Raw genomic sequence first — 21,442 nt, forward strand, 5'->3', positions numbered from 1 at the left:
CTGGGGGACAGGCTTTATGCTTGCGGTTTCCACGCGCAGAAAGAAAAATAATCGGCGCTATCGCTGGGAGCGCCTGGGTTTTATCTTATTGCTACTTCTGGTTATTTACTTGCTCCTCAACTCCTCTTGGTTTACCATCGAGAAGGTAAGAGTGGAAGGAAATAAAAACCTAACGGCGAAGGAGATACTGGAGGCAGCTAAGGTTCCTCTGGGAGAGAACATCTTCCGGGCCAATTTGGAAACGGTGGCGCAGCGGGTGGCTGCTCTCCCCCAAATCGCGGAGGCGCGGGTTTACCGACGCCTTCCTCATACGGTGCTAATCCACGTTCGGGAGAGGGAGCTGGTGGCCCTGATGCCGGGCCCAGATGGTTTCTACGGGTTAGATCTCAGCGGGCATTGCATAGGGCGCTACCCGGTCGATCTTCCCTTCCCCGTGCTTACAGGGATAGGTGAGGCGCCTCCACCGGGGCAGGTGATCAGTCATCCGGGGTTCGCCATTTTGGAAAAATGGCTTGGGGCTTTAAAGCGCGCGGCATTATTGGGTAAAATAGCCGAGATGCATATGGCCTCCGAAGATACGGTTGACGCTTATACCACCGAAGGGGTAAAGCTATATTTGGGGGGACCGGAACAAATTGCGGAGAAGATCGACCTTCTAATTCGCCTCCTGCCCGTGCTCGAGGGCGGGGGAGTGGAGTACGTCAATTTGGAGGTGGCCAGCCGGCCCGTAGTAAGGTTCAAGGGGGGAGATCGTCGCAGTGCGTACACTCAATCTCAGCCTGCTCCTGGTGGGCTTGTTCCTGGGACTAATCGTGGCCGTGCAAATGCGGCTGACCCGGGAAATAGCTCAGTCGGTGCCTATCCAGCGCATTAACACCTTGGCAGCCGAGGTGGAGGCGACGCGGCAAGAGCGCGATCAATTACAAAGCCAGGTCAACCAGCTACAGTCGGAGTTAGATGCGGTTACCAACCAGGAAGGGCTGAAGAGCCTCAAGGCTCAGCTTAATGCTTATCGTATCGAAGCGGGTACGGTGCCAGTTACCGGCCCGGGGATCGAGGTCACTCTTAATGATAGCTCTATGGCAGTCAAGCCTGGGCAAAATCCAAATCTTTACGTTTTGCACGACGAAGATATCCTCCGAGTCCTGAACGAGCTCAAGGCAGCTGGGGCCGAGGTGCTGGCTCTGAACGGGGAGCGTTTGGTGGCCACCAGTGAGATCAAATGCGCTGGCCCCACCATTGTAGTAAATAAGACCAAGCGCCTGGCCGCTCCTTTTGTGATCACCGCTATTGGCAACCCGGACACGATGGTCAACGCTCTGAGAATGCGTGGGGGCGTGGTGGATACCCTGCAACAGTTCTGGGGCATCCAGGTGAGTATAAAAAAGCTGCCTTCGGTCACTATTCCGGCTTATAAGGGGAGTCGCCGGCTGGAGTACGCGCATCCGGTAAAGGGGTGAGGACGGACCTTGCGCCGAAATGGAAAGGAATTGCTTTCACTGGGACTCATAGCTTTAACCTTGGGTTTTCTAATAGCTTTAACTTACCGCACTACCAATCAGGTGGTGCGAACCGTGCCCTACGATCGGGCCCACGAGCTCACCCTGGAGCTCCGCTCCCTCTCCAAAGAGCGGGCAGATTTAGAGGCGCAGGCGCAGGATCTCCGCTATAAACTGGCCAAGGCTAAGCAAGGGTACTCTGAAGCCCAAAGCGCTTTAGAAGCCGAGGTTAAAGATGCGGCAGCCCTAGCTGGAGCTGTTCCTCTGGAGGGTCCGGGAGTGCGGGTGGTGGTAAACAACCCACCAGGAACTCTGGGGGGTACAGTTTTTGCCGTGCGGGACGAAGACCTCCTTAAAATCGTTAACGACTTGCGAGCAGCTGGGGCTGAAGCTATCTCTATAAACGGGCAGCGGCTTATCTCCACTTCGGAGATCCGAACGGCCGGCTCTTTTATCAACGTCAATCTCCAGCCCATAGCGCCTCCTTATGAAATACTGGCCATAGGCGATCCTGAGGCCCTACAAGCGGCCTTAGACATAAAAGGAGGGATAGTGGAGACCTTGCGCGATTGGGGCGTTCGCATCCAAGTGGAAAAGCTCTCGCAGCTCACCGTTCCGGCCCTGAATAGGCCCTTGCGTTACGATTACGCGCGAGTGGCGGAAACGGGAGGTAAGGGGTAATGTGGTTAGGAGTATTGCTGGTGTTACTGGGCTTGGTCATAGGAGTGGCCGTAGGCTGGCAGGTACCCCTGGTCATCCCTCAAGCTTATGGTAAATACTTAGGTGTGGCTGTGCTGGCGGCTCTGGATTCGGTATTCGGAGGGTTACGGGCTTCTTTAGAGGGGCGCTTCGATAACGCCGTGTTTTTAAGCGGTTTCTTTGTTAACGCTTGCCTGGCGGCGGGACTGGTCTTTCTGGGAGATCGCTTGGGAGTGGAGCTTTACACGGCTGCGGTAGTGGCTTTCGGCGTGCGCTTGTTCCAAAACCTGGCTATTATTCGGCGTCACTTTTTGCCGCGAAAAAAATGATTGTTGCAGGAAATTTGTCGTGAGGAGAAAAACATTTAACTGTAACCAAACTTTACTAAAGGGAGGAGGCGGGGCGGAGCATGATCGATATCGAAATGGAAATCAATGAATTAGCCAATATAAAAGTGGTGGGAGTAGGTGGAGCGGGGAGTAATGCGGTCAACCGTATGATTGCTGCGGGGGTGCGCGGAGTAGAGTTCGTGGTTATCAATACCGATGCCCAAGCTCTAGCGATGTCACAAAGCCCCTATAAGCTGCAGATCGGAGCGAAGCTCACTAAAGGTTTGGGCGCTGGGGGCAATCCAGAAATAGGGGAGAAAGCGGCGGAAGAAAGTAAGGAGGATATCGCAGCGGCCCTGCGGGGCGCAGACATGGTTTTCGTCACGGCGGGCATGGGTGGGGGGACTGGCACGGGAGCCGCCCCTATTGTGGCGGCGCTGGCTAAAGAGCTGGGCGCGCTCACCGTAGGCGTGGTTACGCGCCCCTTCACCTTTGAGGGGCGTAAGCGGCAGACCCAGGCGGATAACGGAATCGCCAACCTCAAGGAGCGCGTGGATACGCTTATAACTATCCCTAATGATCGTCTGCTCCAGGTGATCGACAAGAACACTTCTATGGTGGAGGCTTTCCGTATTGCCGACGACGTTTTGCGGCAAGGCGTTCAGGGTATTTCTGACCTCATCGCCGTGCCTGGGTTGATCAATCTCGACTTCGCTGACGTGCGTACCATTATGCGTGATGCTGGGTCGGCGCTGATGGGCATCGGCTTAGCGCGGGGGGAGAACCGAGCGGTGGAGGCGGCTAAGGCAGCCATTTCCAGCCCGCTACTCGAGACTTCCATCGAAGGAGCTCGGGGGGTATTGCTCAATTTGACCGGCGACCCCTCCATGCGCCTTCTGGAAGTCAACGAAGCGGCCCAGATCATTTCCCAGGTAGTGGACCCGGAAGCCAACATCATATTTGGAGCGGTGATTGACGAGAGTTTGAACGACGAGGTGCGCGTTACTGTGATCGCCACTGGCTTCTACGACGAGGAGCGGGTATCCAAGGAACAGCCAGAAGTGGAGTTGCGCGCTTTAAACCACCATGAAGATTTGGATATCCCGGTCTTTCTCTTGCGGCGCTCGGGAACCCGGTAGGATATTAGCCCCCTCCTTTTCCACAAAATGACAAGCTACGCTGCCTCGGCTTGCTACAATGGAGCCGAGGTTTTTTGTTGGTGCCTTTGAAGGATCGCGGTCTCGCGAAAGCATGATAGGCATAGGTTGGATTAAGGCGAGCGTGGAGGGAGGAGCTTGGCCAGCTGTGTGGTTTACGTGGACGAGTTGCTGCTTACCAATACGCTGATGAATTTTTTAGTGCTCTATCTAACCGGCAGGCTGGCCGGTTTGGCTTTTTCGGTCTGGCGCCTATTGCTCGCCGCTTTACTGGGCTTTTTATATATACTTATCCTTTTTACCCCCAGCGGAGCATACCTTTATAACTTGGTAGGGAAAGTGCTGGTGTCGCTGTTAATGCTATGGCTGGCCTTCGGCTTTATGCCGTGGCGACGTTTCTTGGTGGTGGGGCTTATTTTCTACGGCATTTCGCTGGCGTTGGGGGGAGTGGTGTACGGGGTGAGCTTCTTCTTTCACGGCCATCCGGAGGGTGAAAAACTCACCTACCGTTTCTTCCTGCCGGGCCTGCTTGCCACCGTGCTGCTGGCCATAGTGCTGGGGCGCGTGGGAACTCGTTTGCACCGGCGGGTAGGGGAGGGATTCTTCCACGTTCCCTGCCGCCTCTGGCTGGCCAATCGTTCTCTGGAGCTCACCGCGCTGGTGGACACTGGCAACCAGCTGCTGGATCCTGCTTCCGGATACCCGGTGATGATAGTCGATTACGCGGTGCTGGAGCCGCATTTACCCGAGGAATTCCGGAGTTGGTTGCGCGAAAGCGGGAGCTCGGACCCTACCAGTTTCGCCAGTTGGTCTTGGAGCGACCCTCGGTGGCTTACGCGAATCCGCCTCATCCCTTTCCGGTCCCTAGGGGTTAGCGGAGGTTTGTTGGTGGGAATCAAGCCCGATGCGGTCGAGGTGTGGTATCGGGGGAAGGGGGTGAAAACCAGCAAAGTGGTGGTGGGAATCTATGGGGATCGCCTTAGCCCGGAGGGAACCTATCAAGCTTTGCTGCCTCCCGGCTTAATAGAGCCTTTGTTCAGAGTAAAGGAGGGGGAGTCGTGATATCCAAAATAAATACCTGGCGTTGGCGTTTAGGATTTTGGTTGCGGTGCTGGCTTCTATGGCTGCGCCCAGCGGGTTATTACGTGGGGGGTCCTGAGGCCCTCCCCCCACCTCTCAATGGTGAGGAAGAAGCGCGCCTGTTGCGCCGCTTAGAAGCGGGGGATAAGACGGTACGCAATACTCTGGTGGAGCGCAACCTGCGTTTGGTGGTTTATATCGCGCGCAAATACGAGAGTACGGGTGTAAGTTTGGAAGACCTGGTATCCATCGGGAGCATCGGTTTGATCAAGGCGGTTAATACCTTTAACCCTCAGCGAAAAGTTAAGCTGGCCACCTACGCTTCGCGCTGCATTGAAAACGAGATTCTGATGTTCCTGCGGCGCCAGTCGCGAACCGTGCGTCAGGAGGTTTACTTCGACGAGCCCCTCAACACTGACTGGGATGGGAACGAACTCCTTCTTTCCGATATTATGGGCACCGAAGGGGATGTAACTTCACGCCACCTGGAGGAAGAAACGGATCGCTTGGTTTTGCAGTTGGCACTATCCACTCTCAGCGGGCGGGAGCGGACCATCATGGAGCTCCGCTTCGGATTAGGAAGTGGCGGGGAGGAGAAAACTCAAAAAGAGGTGGCTGATTTGCTGGGGATTTCCCAGTCCTATATTTCCCGGCTGGAGAAGCGCATTCTTAAGCGTTTACGACGAGAGATCTATCGCTTGGCGTGAGATACTTTTAAGAACCTGAGCCAGGCGGGTTGCACCCGCCTTTTTCTTTTGATTAGTTATTATACAAATTTGTGTATAAGTTCCTTTAACAGCGGCCATAATGACAGCTAGAGTAGCGTGGTTGATTGGATAGGGAGTTGTTAGCAGCGCATGGCCAATAAGGTAGAGATATGCGGGGTAAATACCTCAAAGCTTCCGGTACTTTCCGCCCAGCATATGCGTCAGCTTTTCGAGGCTTTGCGCCAAGGGGATATAAGCGCGCGCGCTCAGCTTATTAAAGGCAATTTGCGCCTGGTGTTGAGCGTGGTGCAGCGTTTTGCCAACCGGGGTGAGCAATTGGACGATCTCTTCCAAGTAGGTTGCATAGGTTTAATAAAAGCGATTGATAACTTCGACTTAAGGCAAGAAGTGAAATTTTCTACTTATGCAGTGCCTATGATTATCGGCGAGATAAGACGCTATTTACGGGATAACAATGCAATTAGGGTATCCCGTTCCTTGCGCGACATTGCTTATAAAGCCCTGCAGGTGCGCGACAGCCTGGCCAATCAATACGCCCGCGATCCCACGGTGGCTGAGATCGCCGCCGCTTTACAGTTACCCCAGGAAGAGGTAGTTATGGCCTTGGAAGCGATTCAAGACCCGGTCTCTCTCTTTGAACCTGTCTACCACGAGGGTGGTGATCCTATATGCGTGATGGATCAAGTGGGAGATGAAAAGAATCAAGACAATAGCTGGCTGGAAGGTATATCCATAAAGGAGGCCATGCAGCGTCTTTCCGAGCGAGAACGCCAAATCATTAAAATGCGGTTTTTCGAGGGCAAGACCCAGATGGAGGTAGCAGAGGAAATTGGAATTTCTCAAGCTCAGGTCTCGCGTCTGGAAAAAGCTGCTTTGCAGCATATGCGTAAATATGTCTAGGGGGGCGAGTAAGTTGCGTAAACATAGTTGGTGGTGGATAGGGGCAGCAGTGGCGGTGTTGGGTTTGGCGTTATGCTATTGGCGGCACGTCGCCGCAGTTAGGGCTTACCATCCGGGTAATTTTATCCGGATACATATAGTGGCCAACAGTGATGCTCCTGGAGACCAATGGTTGAAGTACCGGGTGCGCGACGCAGTGATAACCGCCATGGCCCCCGAGTTCCAGGGGGTGAGTCGAGTGACGGAGGCGCGCGAGAAAGTCGAAGCTAACCTGGAAAGGATTCGCGAGGTAGCTCAAGCCGAAGTCCGGGCGGCAGGGAAAGATTATCCGGTGGAAGTTGGTTACGGGCATTTCATCTTCCCCGAGCGGAGCTACGGTCAGCTTACTCTCCCTGCCGGCGAGTACGAGGCGGTACGGGTGGTGCTTGGCGCGGGCCAGGGACAGAATTGGTGGTGCGTTCTCTTCCCCCCCCTTTGCCTGATGGAAACTGGACCCGCAGCGGAACGGGGAAAGCCCATGGTTTTCCGCAGCCGCTTCTACGAGATGGCTCGCCAGCATTTCTTCCCTTCGCCCGAACCGGTGGCGCAGGCCAGTTCCGAACACCCTTAAGCGTAAACGCGCTGGGCCGGGGGCTGTCCCTTCGGGGGCGGCCCCCTTTGGCTTCTAGGAAGCTATAGCTTGGCATATTTTTAAAGTTAAGGGAGGCGAGGAGTGGGGGAGTGAAGCCATTGGCTTTGAAAGTTTCCGACCTGCGAATGCGGGAAGTGATCAATGTTTCCGATGGAAGGAGATTGGGATTGATCAAGGATATCGATGTGGATGTAGAAAACGGGCGCATCAGTGCGCTCATTCTTCCCGGACCGGCGCGCCTCCTAGGGTTGTGGGGGCGGGAAGATGAAATTATTATTCCTTGGGAACGAGTGATTAAGATCGGGACTGATGTCATCCTCGTGGAGGCCCCTAATGAGGTCTGGTCACGCCCTCCTTATCACCGCTAATGGTATATAGATCCAGGTTCCTATCCCAACCTAAAATTTATCCTCCGGCGCTTTTGGGTTGATCATTTCCTTCTTTTTGCTCCCTAACCTCTTCATTCGGCCTCATACCGCCATTGCCTTCCCCAAGATATTGCGTTAGACTGGATTTTACCTACAAGATGTAGTGCGAAGGGTGGTCTGCGTTCCATGCGTTGCCCTTATTGCCACTTCACCGATACCCGGGTGGTGGACACGCGCCCAGCCAATGAGGGCCAGGCCATTCGTCGCCGCCGAGAATGCCCCCGCTGCAACCGTCGTTTCACCACTTTTGAGCGGGTGGAGGAACTCCCGCTAGTGGTGGTGAAGAAGGACGGTCGCCGGGAACTTTTCGATCGTTCCAAGATTCTCACCGGCTGTCTCCGGGCCTGCCATAAACGCCCAGTCCGTCGGGAGGAATTGGAGCAGCTGGTGGACGAGGTGGAGCGAGAACTTCGCAACCGGCTGGAGCCGGAAATTCCTAGCTACGTGATCGGGGAGTTGCTGATGCAGAAGCTGAAGCAACTGGACGAGGTGGCTTATGTGCGTTTTGCGTCCGTGTATCGGGAATTCTGCGATAGCTGCGATTTTCAAAGAGAAATCGAACGCTTAGTCCGGGAGAAGGAGGGAGAGAACAGTGTTTGAAGTGATCCGCAAGCGCGATGGGCGTGAAGTGCCTTTCGATCCCAACCGTATCACCGAGGCCATCTTCAAAGCGGCACAGGCGGTTGGGGGGGAAGACCGGGAAACGGCCATGCGACTTACGTTACAGGTGATGGATCACCTTAAGGCTTGCTACAACGGCACCATCTTTGGAGTGGAGGATGTGCAGGACGTGGTGGAGAAGGTGCTGATCGAGAATGGTCACGCCAAGACGGCCAAGGCCTACATCCTCTACCGCGCCTGGCGCACCCGCATCCGTGAGGGCAAGTCGGAGCTCATGGACGCGGTGGCCGACATCCTTAAAGAGACCCACAAAGAAAACGCCAACGTTTCCAACTCCCCTTCGGGGAAGATGCTGCAGGTGGCCGAGGCCGCCAGCAAGAAATATTATCTCACCCGTCTCATCCCGGAAGAATTCGCTCAGGCTCACGTGCGGGGTGATATTCACATCCACGACCTTGGTTTTTACGCCAAGACCACCAACTGCCTGCAAATCCCTCTGGGACGGTTGCTGCAAGAGGGCTTCGACACCGGTCACGGCTATATAAGGCCGCCCAAGAGGCCGGGATCCGCCGCTGCCCTGGCTTGCATCATCTTGCAGAGCTCTCAGAACGACATGTTTGGAGGCCAGTCTTTTCCCTTTTTTGACCGGGATATGGCCCCCTTTTTTGAAACGGCTTCAGATGATGACGCCTATCAGGCAATGGAGGCGCTGGTCTATAACCTCAACAGTATGCACAGCCGGGCGGGAGCTCAGGTGCCTTTCTCCAACATCAATCTGGGCACCGACACCAGCGAGGCCGGCCGCAAGGTGACGCGTAACCTCCTTCTAGCTTACGAAGCGGGTTTGGGGAGGGGGGAGACTCCTATATTCCCCAACATTATCTTCCGGGTGAAGAAAGGAATAAACTTCGATCCGGGCGACCCCAATTACGACCTATTCCAGCTCGCCGTCCGGGTGGCAAGCAAACGTCTCAATCCCACCTTCAGCTTCATGGATTCCAGCCTCAACGCGCCTTACGGGGATCAGGTGGCCTACATGGGTTGCCGGTCTCGCGTCATGGCCAACCGTTGCGGCCCGGCGGTCACCGAGGGTAGGGGCAACCTCTCTTTCACCACCATCAACCTCCCCCGTCTAGCTTTGCGGGCCGAGGGCGATTTGAACTCCTTCTGGCGGCTGCTCCAGACCACCACCTGGCTTGCCTTCCAGCAGCTCCTGCATCGCTTTAAGGTGCAGACCAGGCTCCGGGTAAGAGACCTGCCCTTCGTCATGGGGCAGGGGCTTTACCTGGGTTCGGAAAACCTGGGACTGGACGACGTGGTGGAAGAGGCCATCAAAAACGGGACTCTGGCGGTGGGCTTCATCGGCCTGGCCGAAACGCTGCTGGTTCTGACCGGACAGCATCACGGTGAATCTGGCTCCGCCCAGGAGCTGGGGCTGGAGATAGTATCCCGCCTAAAAGAAATGGTGGATACTGCCGGGAAAGAGTACGGGCTTAACTTCACCCTGCTGGCCACGCCGGCGGAGGGTTTGGCGGGCCGCTTCGTGGCTTTGGATCGCCGCGAGTTCGGCGTGCGGCCAGGGGTGACCGACAAGGAGTATTACACCAACTCCTTCCATGTCCCTGTCTACCATTCCTGCGAAGCTTATCGCAAGATCGAAATCGAGGGGCCCTACCACAAGTATTGCGATGCCGGGCACATAAGCTACGTGGAACTCCCGTCGCCTCCTGTGCACAATCCGGAAGCGGTGGAGGCTCTGCTCCGGTACATGGCCCAAAACGACATGGGATATGTGGGGATAAACTTCCCGGTGGACTTCTGCGTGACCTGCGGTTACCAGGGGGTTTTGACCGACAACTGCCCTCGATGCGGTTCCGACCGTATAAGGCGGGTCCGGCGGATAACCGGTTACCTTTCCACCACCGACCGCTGGAACGGCGCTAAACTGGCGGAGCTCCAGGACCGGGTGGTGCATCTATGAAGCTGAGGTTGGCGGGGATAGTGAAGGAAAGCGTGGTGGACGGCCCCGGCGTGCGCTACGTCATCTTCGCTCAGGGCTGCTTGCACCGCTGCCCCGGCTGCCACAACCAGCACACCTGGGACCTGGAGGCCGGGGAAGAATTGGAGGTAAAGTGGCTGCTCCAGGACATAGGGCGCAATCCCTTGCTGGCGGGAGTAACTTTCACTGGAGGGGAACCCTTCCTCCAGGCTGCGGCTTTTGCCCAGTTAGGTCGGCAAGTAAAAGAGCGGCTGGGACTGAGCATCGTGACTTACACTGGTTACACCTTTGAGGAGCTCTTGGACCTGGATCTGGAGGCGGTGCGTCAGCTCCTGGAGGTCAGTGACCTGCTGGTGGACGGTCCTTTTCGGGTCGAGTCGAAAAGCCTGGATTTGCCCTTTCGCGGTTCTTCCAACCAGCGGCTTATTGATGTCTCCCGCTCGCTAAGGGAGGGCCGGGCGGTGGAGTTGGTTCTTTAGCTCGCTTCCTGGCTGATTAAGGGGAGGGGAGTGGGAAAACCGCCGATTCTCCGGCTCGGAAGGAGTCGGCCTGGAAGGGTTCCGCAGGAGCTGATCCGGCTTGGGCTCGGTGGAAGCGAGGTGAAGTTGGGATGAGGTCTTCGACTCTGGAAAATTTCCCCTCCTGATTCACCTACCAGCTCCTGACGCGCACTAGAGCCCAGAGCTACTTGACGGGAGTTGTAAAATCGGCCATAATGTTTCTTAGAGTTACGTGGTTCGGGATGTGGCTCAGCTTGGTTAGAGCGCACGGTTCGGGACCGTGAGGTCGCAGGTTCAAATCCTGTCATCCCGACCATTTTTTAGCCCCTCTAAGTGCCAGTTTTCACAAAATTACTGAAAGGAGCGAGAGCGGTGAACCTTCTCATTATGGGACCGCCGGGTGCCGGTAAGGGTACCCAGTCGGAGCGGCTGGTGCAGGAACTCAACATCCCTCACATTTCCACCGGCGACATGCTGCGGGAGGCCGTAAAGCAGGGCACCGAGATGGGTAAGAAGGCGAAGGAGTACATGGATAAAGGCCAGTTGGTGCCCGACGAGGTGATCATTGGTGTGGTTCGCGAGCGGCTGATGCAATCTGATTGCGAGAGGGGTTTCCTGCTGGACGGGTTTCCCCGCACGGTGGCGCAGGCAGAGGCGTTGGACAAGTTGCTGGCCGAGATGGGGCGTAAGCTGGACGCGGTCATTAACGTTTCGGTCCCCCGAGAAAAGATTGTGGCCCGTCTGACCGGACGGCGGGTCTGTAAAGTATGTGGGGCCACTTATCATATCATTAATAATCCGCCCAAGGTCGAGGGAAAATGCGACAAGTGCGGCGGTGAACTCTACCAGCGCAGTGACGACACGGAGGAAACGGTAAATAAAAGGCTCGATGTCTACGAGGCCCAGACGCAGCCCCTAATCGAGTATTACCAGGCTAAGGGGCTGCTTATAAATGTGGACGGTGACCAGCCAATTGACAAGGTATTTGCCGATTTAATGGCCGCTTTGCGGAAGTAAGGGGTGACCGGGATGCTGCGGGTAGAAATACCCGGCCGGGGCCTGCTGGAACTGAATCACTTGGTGTTGGATTACAACGGCACCCTTGCTTGTGATGGAGAGTTATTGCCCGGTGTGGTGGAGCGCCTCAACGCCCTAGGCGAAAAGCTGACCATCCATATTCTGACAGCTGACACCTTTGGGACGGCAACCGAAAAATGCCGGGCTATTCAGGCTAAGCTGATAGTCTTGCGCCAGCCGTTTACCGGTCCTGAGAAGGAGAAATGCGTGGAAGGGCTGGGTGCAACCCAGACGGTAGCCGTGGGCAATGGGGCCAATGATGTGTTGATGTTGCGGCGAGCCATTTTGGGGATTGCGGTGCTGGGGCCGGAGGGATTGGCGGGCGAGCTCGTGCAAGCCGCTGATGTGCTGGTGCGCGACATCAACGAAGCCCTCGACCTCCTGCTTAAGCCTAAGCGTGTGGTAGCCACATTGCGTTTATAAGGGGGAGGGTTAGCCATGGGCAAAAAAGTTCAGCAGCGCTGTATTATTTGCGGGCGCCTGTTTGAGACCGAGGCGATGGAAGAAACTGTGGTGGAAGAGGAAGAAGAACTGCTCGAAGGGGTTCCCCGAAAGCCCAAGTCCATTTGTCCTCTATGCGAGGCTAAGATAAAGAAGGAAGCTAAGGACGCTCAAGAAGAGCCCAAACCTATGTAGCTTGGGCGAGGGCGTGGGAGGGAGTTAAGTGGTGGCTAAAACTAAGTTTGTCATTAAGCGCCTCGGCATTCTCACCGGTGGAGGGGACGCTCCGGGATTAAACGCCGTAATCCGGGCCGCGGTCAAAGTGGCTGTGCGGAATTACGGGATAAGCGTGGTGGGCTTTGAAGATGGTTTTGCCGGTTTGGTGGAAAATCGCACGCGCAAACTCACTCCTAGGGAGGTTGTGGGTATTTTGCCCCGAGGGGGCACTATTTTGGGTACCACCAACCGGGAAAACCCCTTTTACTATCCAGTTAAGGAGAACGGTGAGATTGTCTATAAGGATCTCTCTCAGCAAGCGCTGGCCAACCTTAACTCCCTCGGCGTTCAGGCGTTGATTATCATTGGTGGCGATGGTAGTCTCAAGATCGCCAAAGAAATGTGGGAGCGGTACAGTTTCCCTGTTATCGGGGTGCCCAAGACTATCGACAACGACATTGCTGCTACCGATCAGACCTTTGGCTTCGACACCGCCGTGACCACGGCTACTGAGGCCATCGATAAACTGCACACCACCGCCGAGGCGCATCACCGGGTAATGGTTTTGGAAGTGATGGGGCGCTACACCGGCTGGATAGCTTTGCATGCCGGTGTAGCTGGAGGGGCGGACGTCATTCTTATTCCTGAAATCCCCTTCGCCGTGGACAAGGTTTGCGAAAAAATCTTAGAGCGGCAGCGAGAAGGCAAGAAGTTCAGCATTGTTGTGGTGGCCGAAGGGGCCAAGCCGGTAGGCGGAGAAATGGTTGTTAAGAAGATCGTGAAGGAAAGCTTCGAGAGTGTGCGCCTGGGCGGTATCGGTAACGTGGTCGGCGAGCAAATCGAGCGTACCACAGGGATAGAAACGCGCGTGACAGTGCTGGGGCATTTGCAGCGTGGGGGGTCTCCCAGTTCTTTCGATCGGCTGCTGGCCACCCGCTTCGGAGCTGCTGCCGTTAACTTTTTACTCGAAGGGCGTTTCGGCGAAATGGTTTCTCTCCGGACTCCTGACATTACTTCGGTGCCTCTGGCCGAGGCGGTGGGTTCAATGCGGCGGGTCCCCTTAGGTTGCGATTTGATTCGTGCCGCCCGCCAGATGGGCATTAGTTTCGGCGACTAAGATCGAAGATATTAGTCGCCAGTTTGGCAGGACTTTTAATTATCGGTGGCGAATCCTTAATAGGTTAACCGGCGAGGGAAGAAGGGACGACGAAAATGTTGAAAGCGACACCAAAGCTGGTGGTACTGGGGATAGGTAACCTGCTGTTGCAAGATGAAGGTATAGGGGTCCATGTGGTGCGAGCACTGCGGCAGAAGGGTTACCCTGATCTGGTAGAGCTAGTTGATGGCGGCACGGCGGGCATGGATCTGCTGTATTACATCGAAGAAGCCACACGCCTGATCATTATCGATGCAGTTAATGGCCAGGCTCCGCCCGGCACCATTTTTAAATTCTCTCCTGAGGAACTGGATGATTACGTGCCGGTGGCGGCTATGTCTTCCCACTCGGTCGGGATTCTAGAAGTGATTCACCTGGCCAAAGTCATGGAGGTGCTCCCCCCCACTACTATTCTGGGTATGCAGCCCGCCAGCATGTCTTGGGGCATGGAGCTCAGTCCTCTGATCCAAGAGCGCCTACCGCGCTTGCTGGCGTTGGCGGATGAGGAAATCCGGGAGTGGCTTCAAACGCTTCCGGAAGGCCAATCGACCACCGTTGGTGAGGAAAGGAGGTAAAGGGTAAGCTTCAAGATCTGCTAAGGTTTTCGGGCGTTTGTTTCAAGCGCAAAGGGATGGGAGGGAAGATGTGGTGAGACGAATCTCACGGCGCGAGTTCATCCGGATTTGTACCGAAACTGCAGCCGGCATAGCGCTGCTTTCGGCTCTGGAGCCCTATATCCTAGAGTCTTTGGCCGAAGCGGCGGAAGAAAGGCCGCCGGTGATTTGGCTTCAAGGGGCAGCCTGTACTGGCTGCTCGGTGTCGCTCCTGAACGCCGTGACCCCCCCGATCCAGGAAGTGCTGCTAAAAATTATCTCACTACGCTATCATCCCACGGTCATGGCGGCTTCCGGACACCTGGCGTGGGACTACTTGCGTGAAACCGCGGCCAAGTACGCTGGCAAGTATTTCCTGGTAATTGAGGGCGGTGTTCCTACGGGTGACGATGGTATTTTCTGTACCATAGGTGAGCAGGATGGCAAAGATGTGACGCTGCTGCATGCTTTGAAGGAATACGGTAGCAAAGCGGCGGCCATAATAGCAGCAGGTCAATGCGCTTCCTACGGCGGGATACCTGGGGCCGCTCCTAATCCCACTACCACGGTAGGGGTGTGGGATGTGGTGAAGAAGACGCCGGTAATTAATATTCCTTGCTGCCCCATGCATCCGGACGATTTTCTGATCACTCTCACTTACGTGCTTCGTTTCGGGGATGTGCCTGAGCTCGATTACTTTAATCGGCCCAAAATCGCCTTCCCAGATAGAACCATTCACGAGGGCTGTCCCCGGTGTGAGTATTTTGCCAAGGGAATCTTTGCCAAGCACCCCGGTGACGAAGGTTGCCTAGCCATGGTAGGGTGCAAGGGTATGGTGTCCCACGCGCGCTGTAACGTCCGGTGGTGGAATCACCACGTCAATTGGTGTATCCGGGCGGGAGCTCCCTGTCAGGCTTGCTCTGAACCGGGGTTTCCGGACGATAGCAGCCCGCTTTACGGGCGCTACCGGATTCACGATTAGGGCTAGCTTTAGAGCTCTGCGCGAGCGTGCCCGTCCTCCGGAGGGACGTGGTCGAGGGGCTAGGCGGAAGCAAGGGGGGATAACGAATTGTCCAAGAAAGTGGTTGTCGATCCCGTTACTAGAATCGAGGGTCACCTAAAAATAGAAGTCAACGTCGATGGTGGTAAAGTGGTGGATGCCTGGTCTTCAGGTACCCTTTTCCGGGGCTTCGAAATCATTCTCAAGGGCCGGGACCCACGTGATGCCCAGCATATCACCCAGCGGATCTGTGGCGTTTGTCCTATAGCTCACTCCATGGCTTCGGTGCGCAGCCTGGACGACGCTTTCAAGGCTACTATTCCCACTAACGGACGTATCACCCGCAACTTGATCCAGGGGGCTAACTTCATCCAGTCGCATATCCTGCATTTCTACACCCTGGCGGTATTGGATTACGTCAAGGGTCCGGATACCCCGCCCTTTGTTCCCCGCTACGAGGGAGAAGGTTACTACCGGCTGCCGCCGGAAGTCAATCAGGTTTGTGTAGAGCACTATCTGGAGGCCCTGAATATGCGGCGTAAGGCTCAGGAGATGCTGGCCATTTACGGCGCGAAGATGCCGCACATCACCACCATTATTCCCGGCGGCAACACGGAAAAGGTAACCAAGGAGAGCATTGACCAGTTCCGGGGCTACCTGAAAGAACTCATTGCCTTTATCGATAATATCTACGTCCCCGATGTGATAAAGATCGGTGAAGTGTACAGCGATTATTACGATATCGGGCGGGGCTATCTAAATGCCCTGGCTTACGGGATTTTCCCGCTAAACGACACCCCGGTCTGGGAGAAGCAGGATCTCTTGATCAAAGGTGGCGTCTACATCAACGGCCAGTGGCAGGCGGTTAACCCGCAGAAGATCGCTGAAGACGTGAAGCATTCGTGGTATCGCAACGACACCACCGGGCTCAACCCGGCTCATGGCAAGACCGAGCCTCAGCCGCGTAAAGCTGGCGCCTACTCCTGGATTAAGGCTCCGCGTTACGAAGGCCATCCCATGGAGGTGGGGCCGCTGGCCCGCATGTGGGTGAACCGGGTACCGGAGATTTACAATCTAGGTGAGAAGGCTTTTTCCACCATGGGCCGTCATCTAGCGCGGGCCATCGAGTGCCGCTTGGTCGCCCACGCCATGATGGGATGGCTAGACCAGTTGGTTCCTGGCGAGCCCACCATAAAGCCGTGCGACGTACCCCGCGAAGCCGAAGGTATGGGCTTGTGGGAGGCGCCACGCGGCGCCATAGGCCACTGGATCGAGATTAAGGACTATAAAATTCACAATTATCAGGTGGTTTCAGCTACCATCTGGAACGCTAGCCCGCGCGACGACAAAGGGCAGCGGGGGCCCATAGAGCAAGCCCTGATCGGAACGCCGATCAAGAACATCGAAAGCCCCATCGAGGTGGTACGGGTTGTCCGCTCCTACGATCCCTGACTGGGCTGCGCTGTTCACCTCGTTGAGGTGAAGGACTCCTGGGGTCGTAAAAAAGTGGTGCATGTGTAAGCTTGATTGAGCCCCTCAGTGGAGGGGCTCAATCTTTCTCCTTGGTGCAGGCGGGTGCGTTGTATTATGATAGTATTGATAATATTGCTGGGGGCGTGATAGGTTGTGCTGGGTTTAGGGGCGCAAGAGATTATCCTTATTTTGGCAGTCGCTCTAATCGTTTTCGGGCCCGGTAAGCTCCCGGAACTTGGCCGCTACCTGGGCAAGGCCTTGCGGGAGTTCCGCGGCGCCACTCAGTTCCTGGCCGAACGCGTCAATGGTGGCGTGGAAGAGGTTAAGAAGGAAGCTGAAGAGATTAAGCGAAGCATCGGGGTGTAAGCCGAGGGGGCGATACCATCAACCGCAATAACTCTAAGGAAATGACTATGGTTGAGCATCTGGAGGAGCTTCGACGGGTTTTGATCGTATCCGTGGTGGCGGTGGCAGTTTTTTCGTTGTTTTCGGCCCTGTTTTACCGCAAAATCCTGGCTCTGCTTCTGAGCCCGCTTACGCGGGCGGGCTACAAGGTGATTTTCACCGCTCCTACGGAGGCCTTTATGACTATAGTTAAGGTTTGTGTCTTTTCCGGGTTCCTAATCGCTTTGCCTATTATTTTGTGGCAAATTTGGAATTTCCTATCTCCAGCGTTGGAGGCTACGGAGAAACGCTATTTCGTGTTATTTGTTTTCGGCTCCTTCGTGCTTTTTGTGGGGGGAGTGCTTTTCGGCTTTTTTGGTGTTTACCGTTACGGTCTGGCCTTCCTCCTGCGCTTCGGGGGAGATTATCTTATTCCCATGCTCACCGTGGGGAAATATATTTCTTTTACCATCTATTTCCTGATACCTTTCGGGATTATTTTTGAGCTCCCCTTGATAAGCTATCTGCTGGCCCGTCTGGAACTCATCTCCAGCAAGTTCTTGGCCGCCAAGCGCAAATACGCTTTTTTGGTGATTATTATTATAGCTGCGGCTATTACTCCTACTCCGGACGCCTTCACCTGCCTGCTGATGGCTGGTCCCATGTACCTCCTATACGAGCTCAGTGTTTACATCGTGCGCTACACCGAAAAAGCTATGGCTCGCCAGAAGGAAAAGGCCGGCTGCCTGGAACCTCGCTAATTGCGGTTAAAGCTTTTCCCTCCTAGGACCGATTTCCCGTTCAGGGGGAGACTTTGGTCATAGGAGGTGGCTTGGTTTTGCTTTTGGGACGGGAGATTTCTCTGCGACGGTTCCTGCGCTTGCTTTTGGCCTTGGGCCTGCTCGTCAGCGTGGGGGTTTCTACCACTTTGGCCGTCTACCTGGGGCGGCGCGAACTCCAGGATTCTTTGCAGGAGCGCCTTGCCAAGACGTTGCAACTCAGTTACGCCACGGTGGATCTGAGTTATCCGGGTCCGTGGGAGCTGCGGGAAGGTCAATACCTCTGTAAGGGGGGAGCGGTGCTCAACAATAACTTCTCTCTAGTGGATAGGATCAAGGAACTTTCAGGGTGCGAGGCTACTCTTTTCATGGGTGATACCCGCGTGGCCACCACGGTGCAGAACCAGGCGGGGCAGCGGGCGGTGGGCACCAAGGCGGCCCCGCAGGTAGTGGAAAGAGTGCTTAAAGAGGGCAAGGATTATTATGGGGTAGCCGACGTTGCTGGCAAGCGCTCGCTCACCGCTTATATGCCTCTGCGCGACCCGCAGGGGAAGGTGGTGGGCATGTGGTTCGTGGGCATTCCTTTGGAGCGTCTGGCGGCGCTTTCCTGGCAACTTGTTTGGACCAGCTTGCTGGTTGGGGGTGCGGTGATCTTTATATTTATCTTGGGGCTCATTCCTTTGACCAATGCCTTTACCGATCCTATCCGCAAAACAGCGGCCGCTTTAGAAAAAGTAGCCAACGGGGATCTGAAGGTCTCCTTCGGGCAGCAGCGTTTCCGAGCTCTGGCCTTGCTCGCGCACTCGGCAGATAAGATGGTATCTCGCTTGAAAGAGCTTATTCGGCACACTCAGGAGACGGCGGGCAAGGTGACTTCCCGGGCGGAGGAACTGGCGGCGGCGGCGGAGGAGGCTTCAGCGGCGGTGGAGACGACAGCGGCCAGTGCCCAAGAACTCTCCGCCAGCGCGCAGGAGATGGCAGCCAATGCTCAAACGGCGGCCGAGTCGGCCGACCGTATCGAAGATGAGGCTCGCAAGAGCTTGCAGCTACTGGACGGAGCTCTAGGCAAAATTAAGGAGGCCCGGCAGGCGGTGGATCAGGAGATGGCTCTGGTCAAAAAACAGGGGGAAACGACGGCGCTTATCGATCGCATCACCCAGACCATTATGGGCATAGCCGAGCAGACTAACCTGCTGGCTCTCAACGCTGCTATTGAAGCGGCTCGGGCCGGAGAGCATGGCCGGGGCTTTGCGGTGGTGGCGGAGGAGGTACGTAAGCTGGCGGGGCAATCGGCTCGGGCTGCTTCTGAAATCGCTGGTCTGGTTGGCGAGGTGCAAAAAGGGATGCAGGAAGTGACCGGTTCTGCTATGCGCTCCTCTGCCGCGGTGCACGAGGGCGTTAATGCTGTGGAGCAGGCGGCCCAAGCTTTGCGCGGTGTACTCAACCGGGTAGGTGAAACTCTGGAAGCGCTTAAGGAAATTGCCCAAGCGGTGGAGCAGACCAGTGAAGCTACTCAGAACGTGGCTACTTCTTCACAGGATCTGGGCCGGATGGCGGAGCATGTGAGTCAACTGGCTCAGGAGTTGACCCAGGAAGCCAATCGTTTACGCGAGGCGGTAAGGGTCTTTCAGTTGTGATATTCTTTTCCGTCCACGGCGAGTGAAGGGCTGTCTAATCCGGACGGCCCTTATTTTTTGCCCCGTTTTCCTCCACGCCGGACGAGTGGCGCTGCATAGTTGTTTTTGGCTCGGGATAGGCTTGGAGGAAGAGGAGGTGAAGCCGCGGTGGATCAAATGCCTGTAGGAGTGCTGCTGCTCATCCTGCTTTCTTTGCTGCTGTACTTGGGCGTAGGGCAGCGAATGCTGGATCGTATGCGCCTTTCCGACCGGTCTGCGCTGTTGCTCATAGGGGCCATGGTGCTGGGCAGCTTTATCAACTTGCGACTAGGAGGGCACCTGGCCCTGAACGTGGGGGGAGCTCTGATCCCTCTGGGGCTGGCTGCCTATCTTGTGGCAAGGGCGGGAACGAGGGCGGAAAAGGCTAGGGCTCTGGGAGGGGCCCTAGTTACCGGACTGGTGGTCTATCTGGTGGGCACGTACTTTATGCGGGGCAGGCCCGAACCGGCCGGGCACTATGATTTTATGGAGCCTCTCTATCTCTTTCCCCTAATAGCCGCGGCGGTGGCTTATTTAAGCGGCCGCTCGCGGCGGGCAGCCTTTGTAGCTGCCACTATGGGAGTATTGCTAGGCGATCTGGGGCATTATTTTTGGGTTCTACGCCATCGAGCTCCTATCACCGTGACTCTGGGAGGGGGAGGAGTCTTCGACGCGATGGTGCTGGCGGGTCTAGCGGCCGTTTTGTTGGCCGAATTAGTGGGGGAGATGCGGGAACGCCTGCAGGGAGGGCCGCGAACAGAGGCGAGGGACCCGGCCCTGCTGGAAAGCCTGCGTTCGCCGGGAGGGGGAAAAGATGAGGAAAAGTAGTCTGGGCCTGGGATTGATTGTTATGCTGCTAGGGTTGACTGCTCTGCTCGGCTGGAAGGAAGAAAGATCCCTGCCGGTCGCGGCTTCCCGTCTCTGGTCTTACGATGGGGAATTGGAAGCAGGTAGTTTTTACACCGTGGTCGATCAGGCGCAAGCAGTGCTCGACCGTCTGGCTCGCGAGGTGGCTCCTGGAGACGAATTTTTCACCCCGGAAGGGAAGCATTATCGGGTGGAGCAGGTGCAAGGCAAGGTAGCTGTGGCCCGCCTGTTGGGACGCGACCGCGATTTATTAGCCTGGGAGAGCTACTTCGAACAGGTGGCCGTACCGGTTTCTCTGGGGGGAACTCGCATGGTGGCTATTTACCATACCCATAGCGACGAGTCTTACGTTCCCACCGACGGCGCGGCCTCTATCCCGTACCGGGGGGGTATCCTCAAGGTGGGAGCTCATTTTGGCCGCAAGTTGGAAGGGGAAGGGGTGCAGGTACAACACGATACCACGCCTCACGACCCTCACGACGCTTACGCTTACGTGCGCTCGCGCAAAACGGCTACCCGGCTGCTGCGTAGCCAGCCCTTGGCCCTATTCGATGTACACCGCGATGGGGTGCCCGACCCCGATTTTTACCGCACCTATATCCGCGGGAGCTCAATAGGCCAGATACGTATTGTGGTGGGGCGGCAGAATCCTAAGTTCGAGGCTAACCTGGACTTCGCTAAACGGCTTATGAGTTACGCCAACCGAGAATATCCCGGCTTGGTCAAAGGAATTTATCTGGGCCGGGGCAATTATAACCAGGATTTGTCTCCCACTGCGTTGCTTTTAGAATGCGGCACTCACACGCTGACTCGTCCCGAAGCGGAGCGAGGAGTGAGGTTGCTGGCGGAGGCGGTGCCGGTGGTATTAGGACTTGAGGGTTCTCGTCCCGATTTGCCGGAAGGAGCGCGGCCTCTAAGTGAGCGTTCGCCCGGAGCGTGGCGGGCAGTGGCCTTGCTGGTGCTGGTTGCAGTGCTGGGAGTAGGAGGATTCTTGCTGCTTAGTGCCGGTAGCTGGCGGGGAGCGGCAGAGAGATGGCGCCACTTCTGGTCCAAAGAATGGGGGGCGCGGGATTCGGGAAAGCGCCAGAAATAAAGAGGTTTTTATCCCTCGAAGTGTCCAGGTGCCCAATTTCAGAGGCTACCGAGGGGAGAAAGAGCGACCGGGGCCTAGAACTTGGCGAGAGCGGGGAAGTTTTCAGGTTTACCCCTCTCTTTCTCTCCGATATACTT

At 56.1% G+C, this 21,442-nt stretch carries 25 protein-coding genes and 1 tRNA gene; all 26 read left to right on the forward strand.

Features of this window, described 5'->3' with window-relative positions:
- Positions 1-16: 16 nt before the first annotated feature.
- The 26 genes from ACTLLP_RS02150 to spoIIP all read left to right on the forward strand — a co-directional run bounded on the left by ACTLLP_RS02150 (position 17) and on the right by spoIIP (position 21,305).
- The gene (locus ACTLLP_RS02150) at positions 17-874 is read left to right on the forward strand and encodes a cell division protein FtsQ/DivIB (protein WP_441060300.1); all 858 of its coding nucleotides are present in this window, start codon (positions 17-19) and stop codon (positions 872-874) included.
- Positions 759-1,460 (forward strand): DUF881 domain-containing protein, encoded by a 702-nt coding sequence (locus tag ACTLLP_RS02155; protein WP_441060302.1) that lies wholly within the window; start codon positions 759-761, stop codon positions 1,458-1,460. The genes ACTLLP_RS02150 and ACTLLP_RS02155 overlap by 116 nt, the downstream gene beginning before the upstream one ends.
- Positions 1,461-1,469: 9 nt before the next feature.
- The gene (locus tag ACTLLP_RS02160) at positions 1,470-2,180 is read left to right on the forward strand and encodes a DUF881 domain-containing protein (RefSeq protein WP_441060304.1); all 711 of its coding nucleotides are present in this window, start codon (positions 1,470-1,472) and stop codon (positions 2,178-2,180) included.
- Entirely contained in the window at positions 2,180-2,527 is a 348-nt protein-coding gene (locus ACTLLP_RS02165; RefSeq protein WP_441060306.1) for a small basic family protein, read from the forward strand. Before ACTLLP_RS02160 ends, ACTLLP_RS02165 begins: the two co-directional genes overlap by 1 nt.
- Before the next feature lie 80 nt (positions 2,528-2,607).
- Positions 2,608-3,666 carry a cell division protein FtsZ gene (ftsZ, locus tag ACTLLP_RS02170; protein WP_441060308.1) on the forward strand — a complete coding sequence of 353 codons (1,059 nt, stop codon included), beginning with the start codon at positions 2,608-2,610 and terminating at the stop codon, positions 3,664-3,666.
- Between the two features lie 156 nt (positions 3,667-3,822).
- Positions 3,823-4,746, forward strand: coding sequence for a sigma-E processing peptidase SpoIIGA (gene spoIIGA / locus ACTLLP_RS02175; RefSeq protein ID WP_441060310.1), 924 nt, complete (start codon positions 3,823-3,825; stop codon positions 4,744-4,746).
- 41 nt (positions 4,747-4,787) lie between these two features.
- A complete protein-coding gene (gene sigE, locus ACTLLP_RS02180) occupies positions 4,788-5,471 on the forward strand; it encodes an RNA polymerase sporulation sigma factor SigE (RefSeq protein ID WP_441061580.1) in 684 nt (227 codons plus the stop codon).
- 150 nt (positions 5,472-5,621) lie between these two features.
- A complete protein-coding gene (sigG, locus tag ACTLLP_RS02185; protein ID WP_441060312.1) occupies positions 5,622-6,392 on the forward strand; it encodes an RNA polymerase sporulation sigma factor SigG in 771 nt (256 codons plus the stop codon).
- 13 nt (positions 6,393-6,405) lie between these two features.
- Entirely contained in the window at positions 6,406-7,002 is a 597-nt protein-coding gene (spoIIR, locus tag ACTLLP_RS02190) for a stage II sporulation protein R (protein ID WP_441060314.1), read from the forward strand.
- A 110-nt stretch (positions 7,003-7,112) separates the two neighbouring features.
- Positions 7,113-7,391, forward strand: coding sequence for a YlmC/YmxH family sporulation protein (locus ACTLLP_RS02195; RefSeq protein ID WP_441060316.1), 279 nt, complete (start codon positions 7,113-7,115; stop codon positions 7,389-7,391).
- 186 nt (positions 7,392-7,577) lie between these two features.
- The gene (gene nrdR / locus ACTLLP_RS02200; protein WP_441060318.1) at positions 7,578-8,051 is read left to right on the forward strand and encodes a transcriptional regulator NrdR; all 474 of its coding nucleotides are present in this window, start codon (positions 7,578-7,580) and stop codon (positions 8,049-8,051) included.
- On the forward strand, positions 8,044-10,053 hold the full coding sequence (gene nrdD, locus ACTLLP_RS02205) for an anaerobic ribonucleoside-triphosphate reductase (protein ID WP_441060320.1): 2,010 nt from the start codon (positions 8,044-8,046) through the stop codon (positions 10,051-10,053). The genes nrdR and nrdD overlap by 8 nt, the downstream gene beginning before the upstream one ends.
- Positions 10,050-10,550: an anaerobic ribonucleoside-triphosphate reductase activating protein gene (nrdG, locus tag ACTLLP_RS02210; RefSeq protein WP_441060322.1), complete on the forward strand. Its 501-nt coding sequence runs from the start codon at positions 10,050-10,052 to the stop codon at positions 10,548-10,550. Before nrdD ends, nrdG begins: the two co-directional genes overlap by 4 nt.
- A 259-nt stretch (positions 10,551-10,809) precedes the next feature.
- Positions 10,810-10,887 (forward strand) — tRNA-Pro (locus ACTLLP_RS02215).
- Between the two features lie 56 nt (positions 10,888-10,943).
- Positions 10,944-11,588 carry an adenylate kinase gene (locus ACTLLP_RS02220; RefSeq protein WP_441060324.1) on the forward strand — a complete coding sequence of 215 codons (645 nt, stop codon included), beginning with the start codon at positions 10,944-10,946 and terminating at the stop codon, positions 11,586-11,588.
- A 12-nt stretch (positions 11,589-11,600) separates the two neighbouring features.
- Positions 11,601-12,071: an HAD family hydrolase gene (locus tag ACTLLP_RS02225; RefSeq protein WP_441060326.1), complete on the forward strand. Its 471-nt coding sequence runs from the start codon at positions 11,601-11,603 to the stop codon at positions 12,069-12,071.
- Positions 12,072-12,086: 15 nt separating this feature from the next.
- Positions 12,087-12,284 (forward strand): hypothetical protein, encoded by a 198-nt coding sequence (locus ACTLLP_RS02230; RefSeq protein ID WP_441060328.1) that lies wholly within the window; start codon positions 12,087-12,089, stop codon positions 12,282-12,284.
- A 31-nt stretch (positions 12,285-12,315) separates the two neighbouring features.
- Entirely contained in the window at positions 12,316-13,422 is a 1,107-nt protein-coding gene (locus ACTLLP_RS02235) for a 6-phosphofructokinase (RefSeq protein ID WP_441060330.1), read from the forward strand.
- Positions 13,423-13,517: 95 nt separating this feature from the next.
- Positions 13,518-14,036, forward strand: coding sequence for a HyaD/HybD family hydrogenase maturation endopeptidase (locus ACTLLP_RS02240; RefSeq protein WP_441060332.1), 519 nt, complete (start codon positions 13,518-13,520; stop codon positions 14,034-14,036).
- A 73-nt stretch (positions 14,037-14,109) separates the two neighbouring features.
- A complete protein-coding gene (locus tag ACTLLP_RS02245) occupies positions 14,110-15,036 on the forward strand; it encodes a hydrogenase small subunit (RefSeq protein ID WP_441060334.1) in 927 nt (308 codons plus the stop codon).
- 87 nt (positions 15,037-15,123) lie between these two features.
- A complete protein-coding gene (hysA, locus tag ACTLLP_RS02250) occupies positions 15,124-16,575 on the forward strand; it encodes a NiFeSe hydrogenase large subunit (RefSeq protein ID WP_441060336.1) in 1,452 nt (483 codons plus the stop codon).
- A 105-nt stretch (positions 16,576-16,680) separates the two neighbouring features.
- Positions 16,681-16,893, forward strand: a complete 213-nt coding sequence (gene tatA, locus ACTLLP_RS02255; RefSeq protein WP_441060338.1) for a twin-arginine translocase TatA/TatE family subunit — start codon at positions 16,681-16,683, stop codon at positions 16,891-16,893.
- A gap of 47 nt (positions 16,894-16,940) precedes the next feature.
- Positions 16,941-17,672 carry a twin-arginine translocase subunit TatC gene (gene tatC, locus ACTLLP_RS02260; RefSeq protein ID WP_441060340.1) on the forward strand — a complete coding sequence of 244 codons (732 nt, stop codon included), beginning with the start codon at positions 16,941-16,943 and terminating at the stop codon, positions 17,670-17,672.
- Between the two features lie 77 nt (positions 17,673-17,749).
- Positions 17,750-19,327 (forward strand): methyl-accepting chemotaxis protein, encoded by a 1,578-nt coding sequence (locus ACTLLP_RS02265; protein ID WP_441060342.1) that lies wholly within the window; start codon positions 17,750-17,752, stop codon positions 19,325-19,327.
- A gap of 156 nt (positions 19,328-19,483) precedes the next feature.
- On the forward strand, positions 19,484-20,173 hold the full coding sequence (locus tag ACTLLP_RS02270) for a DUF1614 domain-containing protein (protein ID WP_441061583.1): 690 nt from the start codon (positions 19,484-19,486) through the stop codon (positions 20,171-20,173).
- Positions 20,160-21,305 carry a stage II sporulation protein P gene (gene spoIIP, locus ACTLLP_RS02275; RefSeq protein ID WP_441060344.1) on the forward strand — a complete coding sequence of 382 codons (1,146 nt, stop codon included), beginning with the start codon at positions 20,160-20,162 and terminating at the stop codon, positions 21,303-21,305. The genes ACTLLP_RS02270 and spoIIP overlap by 14 nt, the downstream gene beginning before the upstream one ends.
- Positions 21,306-21,442 lie beyond the last annotated feature (137 nt).

The sequence above is a fragment of the Desulfothermobacter acidiphilus genome, assembly GCF_052073645.1.
Taxonomy (GTDB): domain Bacteria; phylum Bacillota; class Desulfotomaculia; order Desulfotomaculales; family Ammonificaceae; genus Desulfothermobacter; species Desulfothermobacter acidiphilus.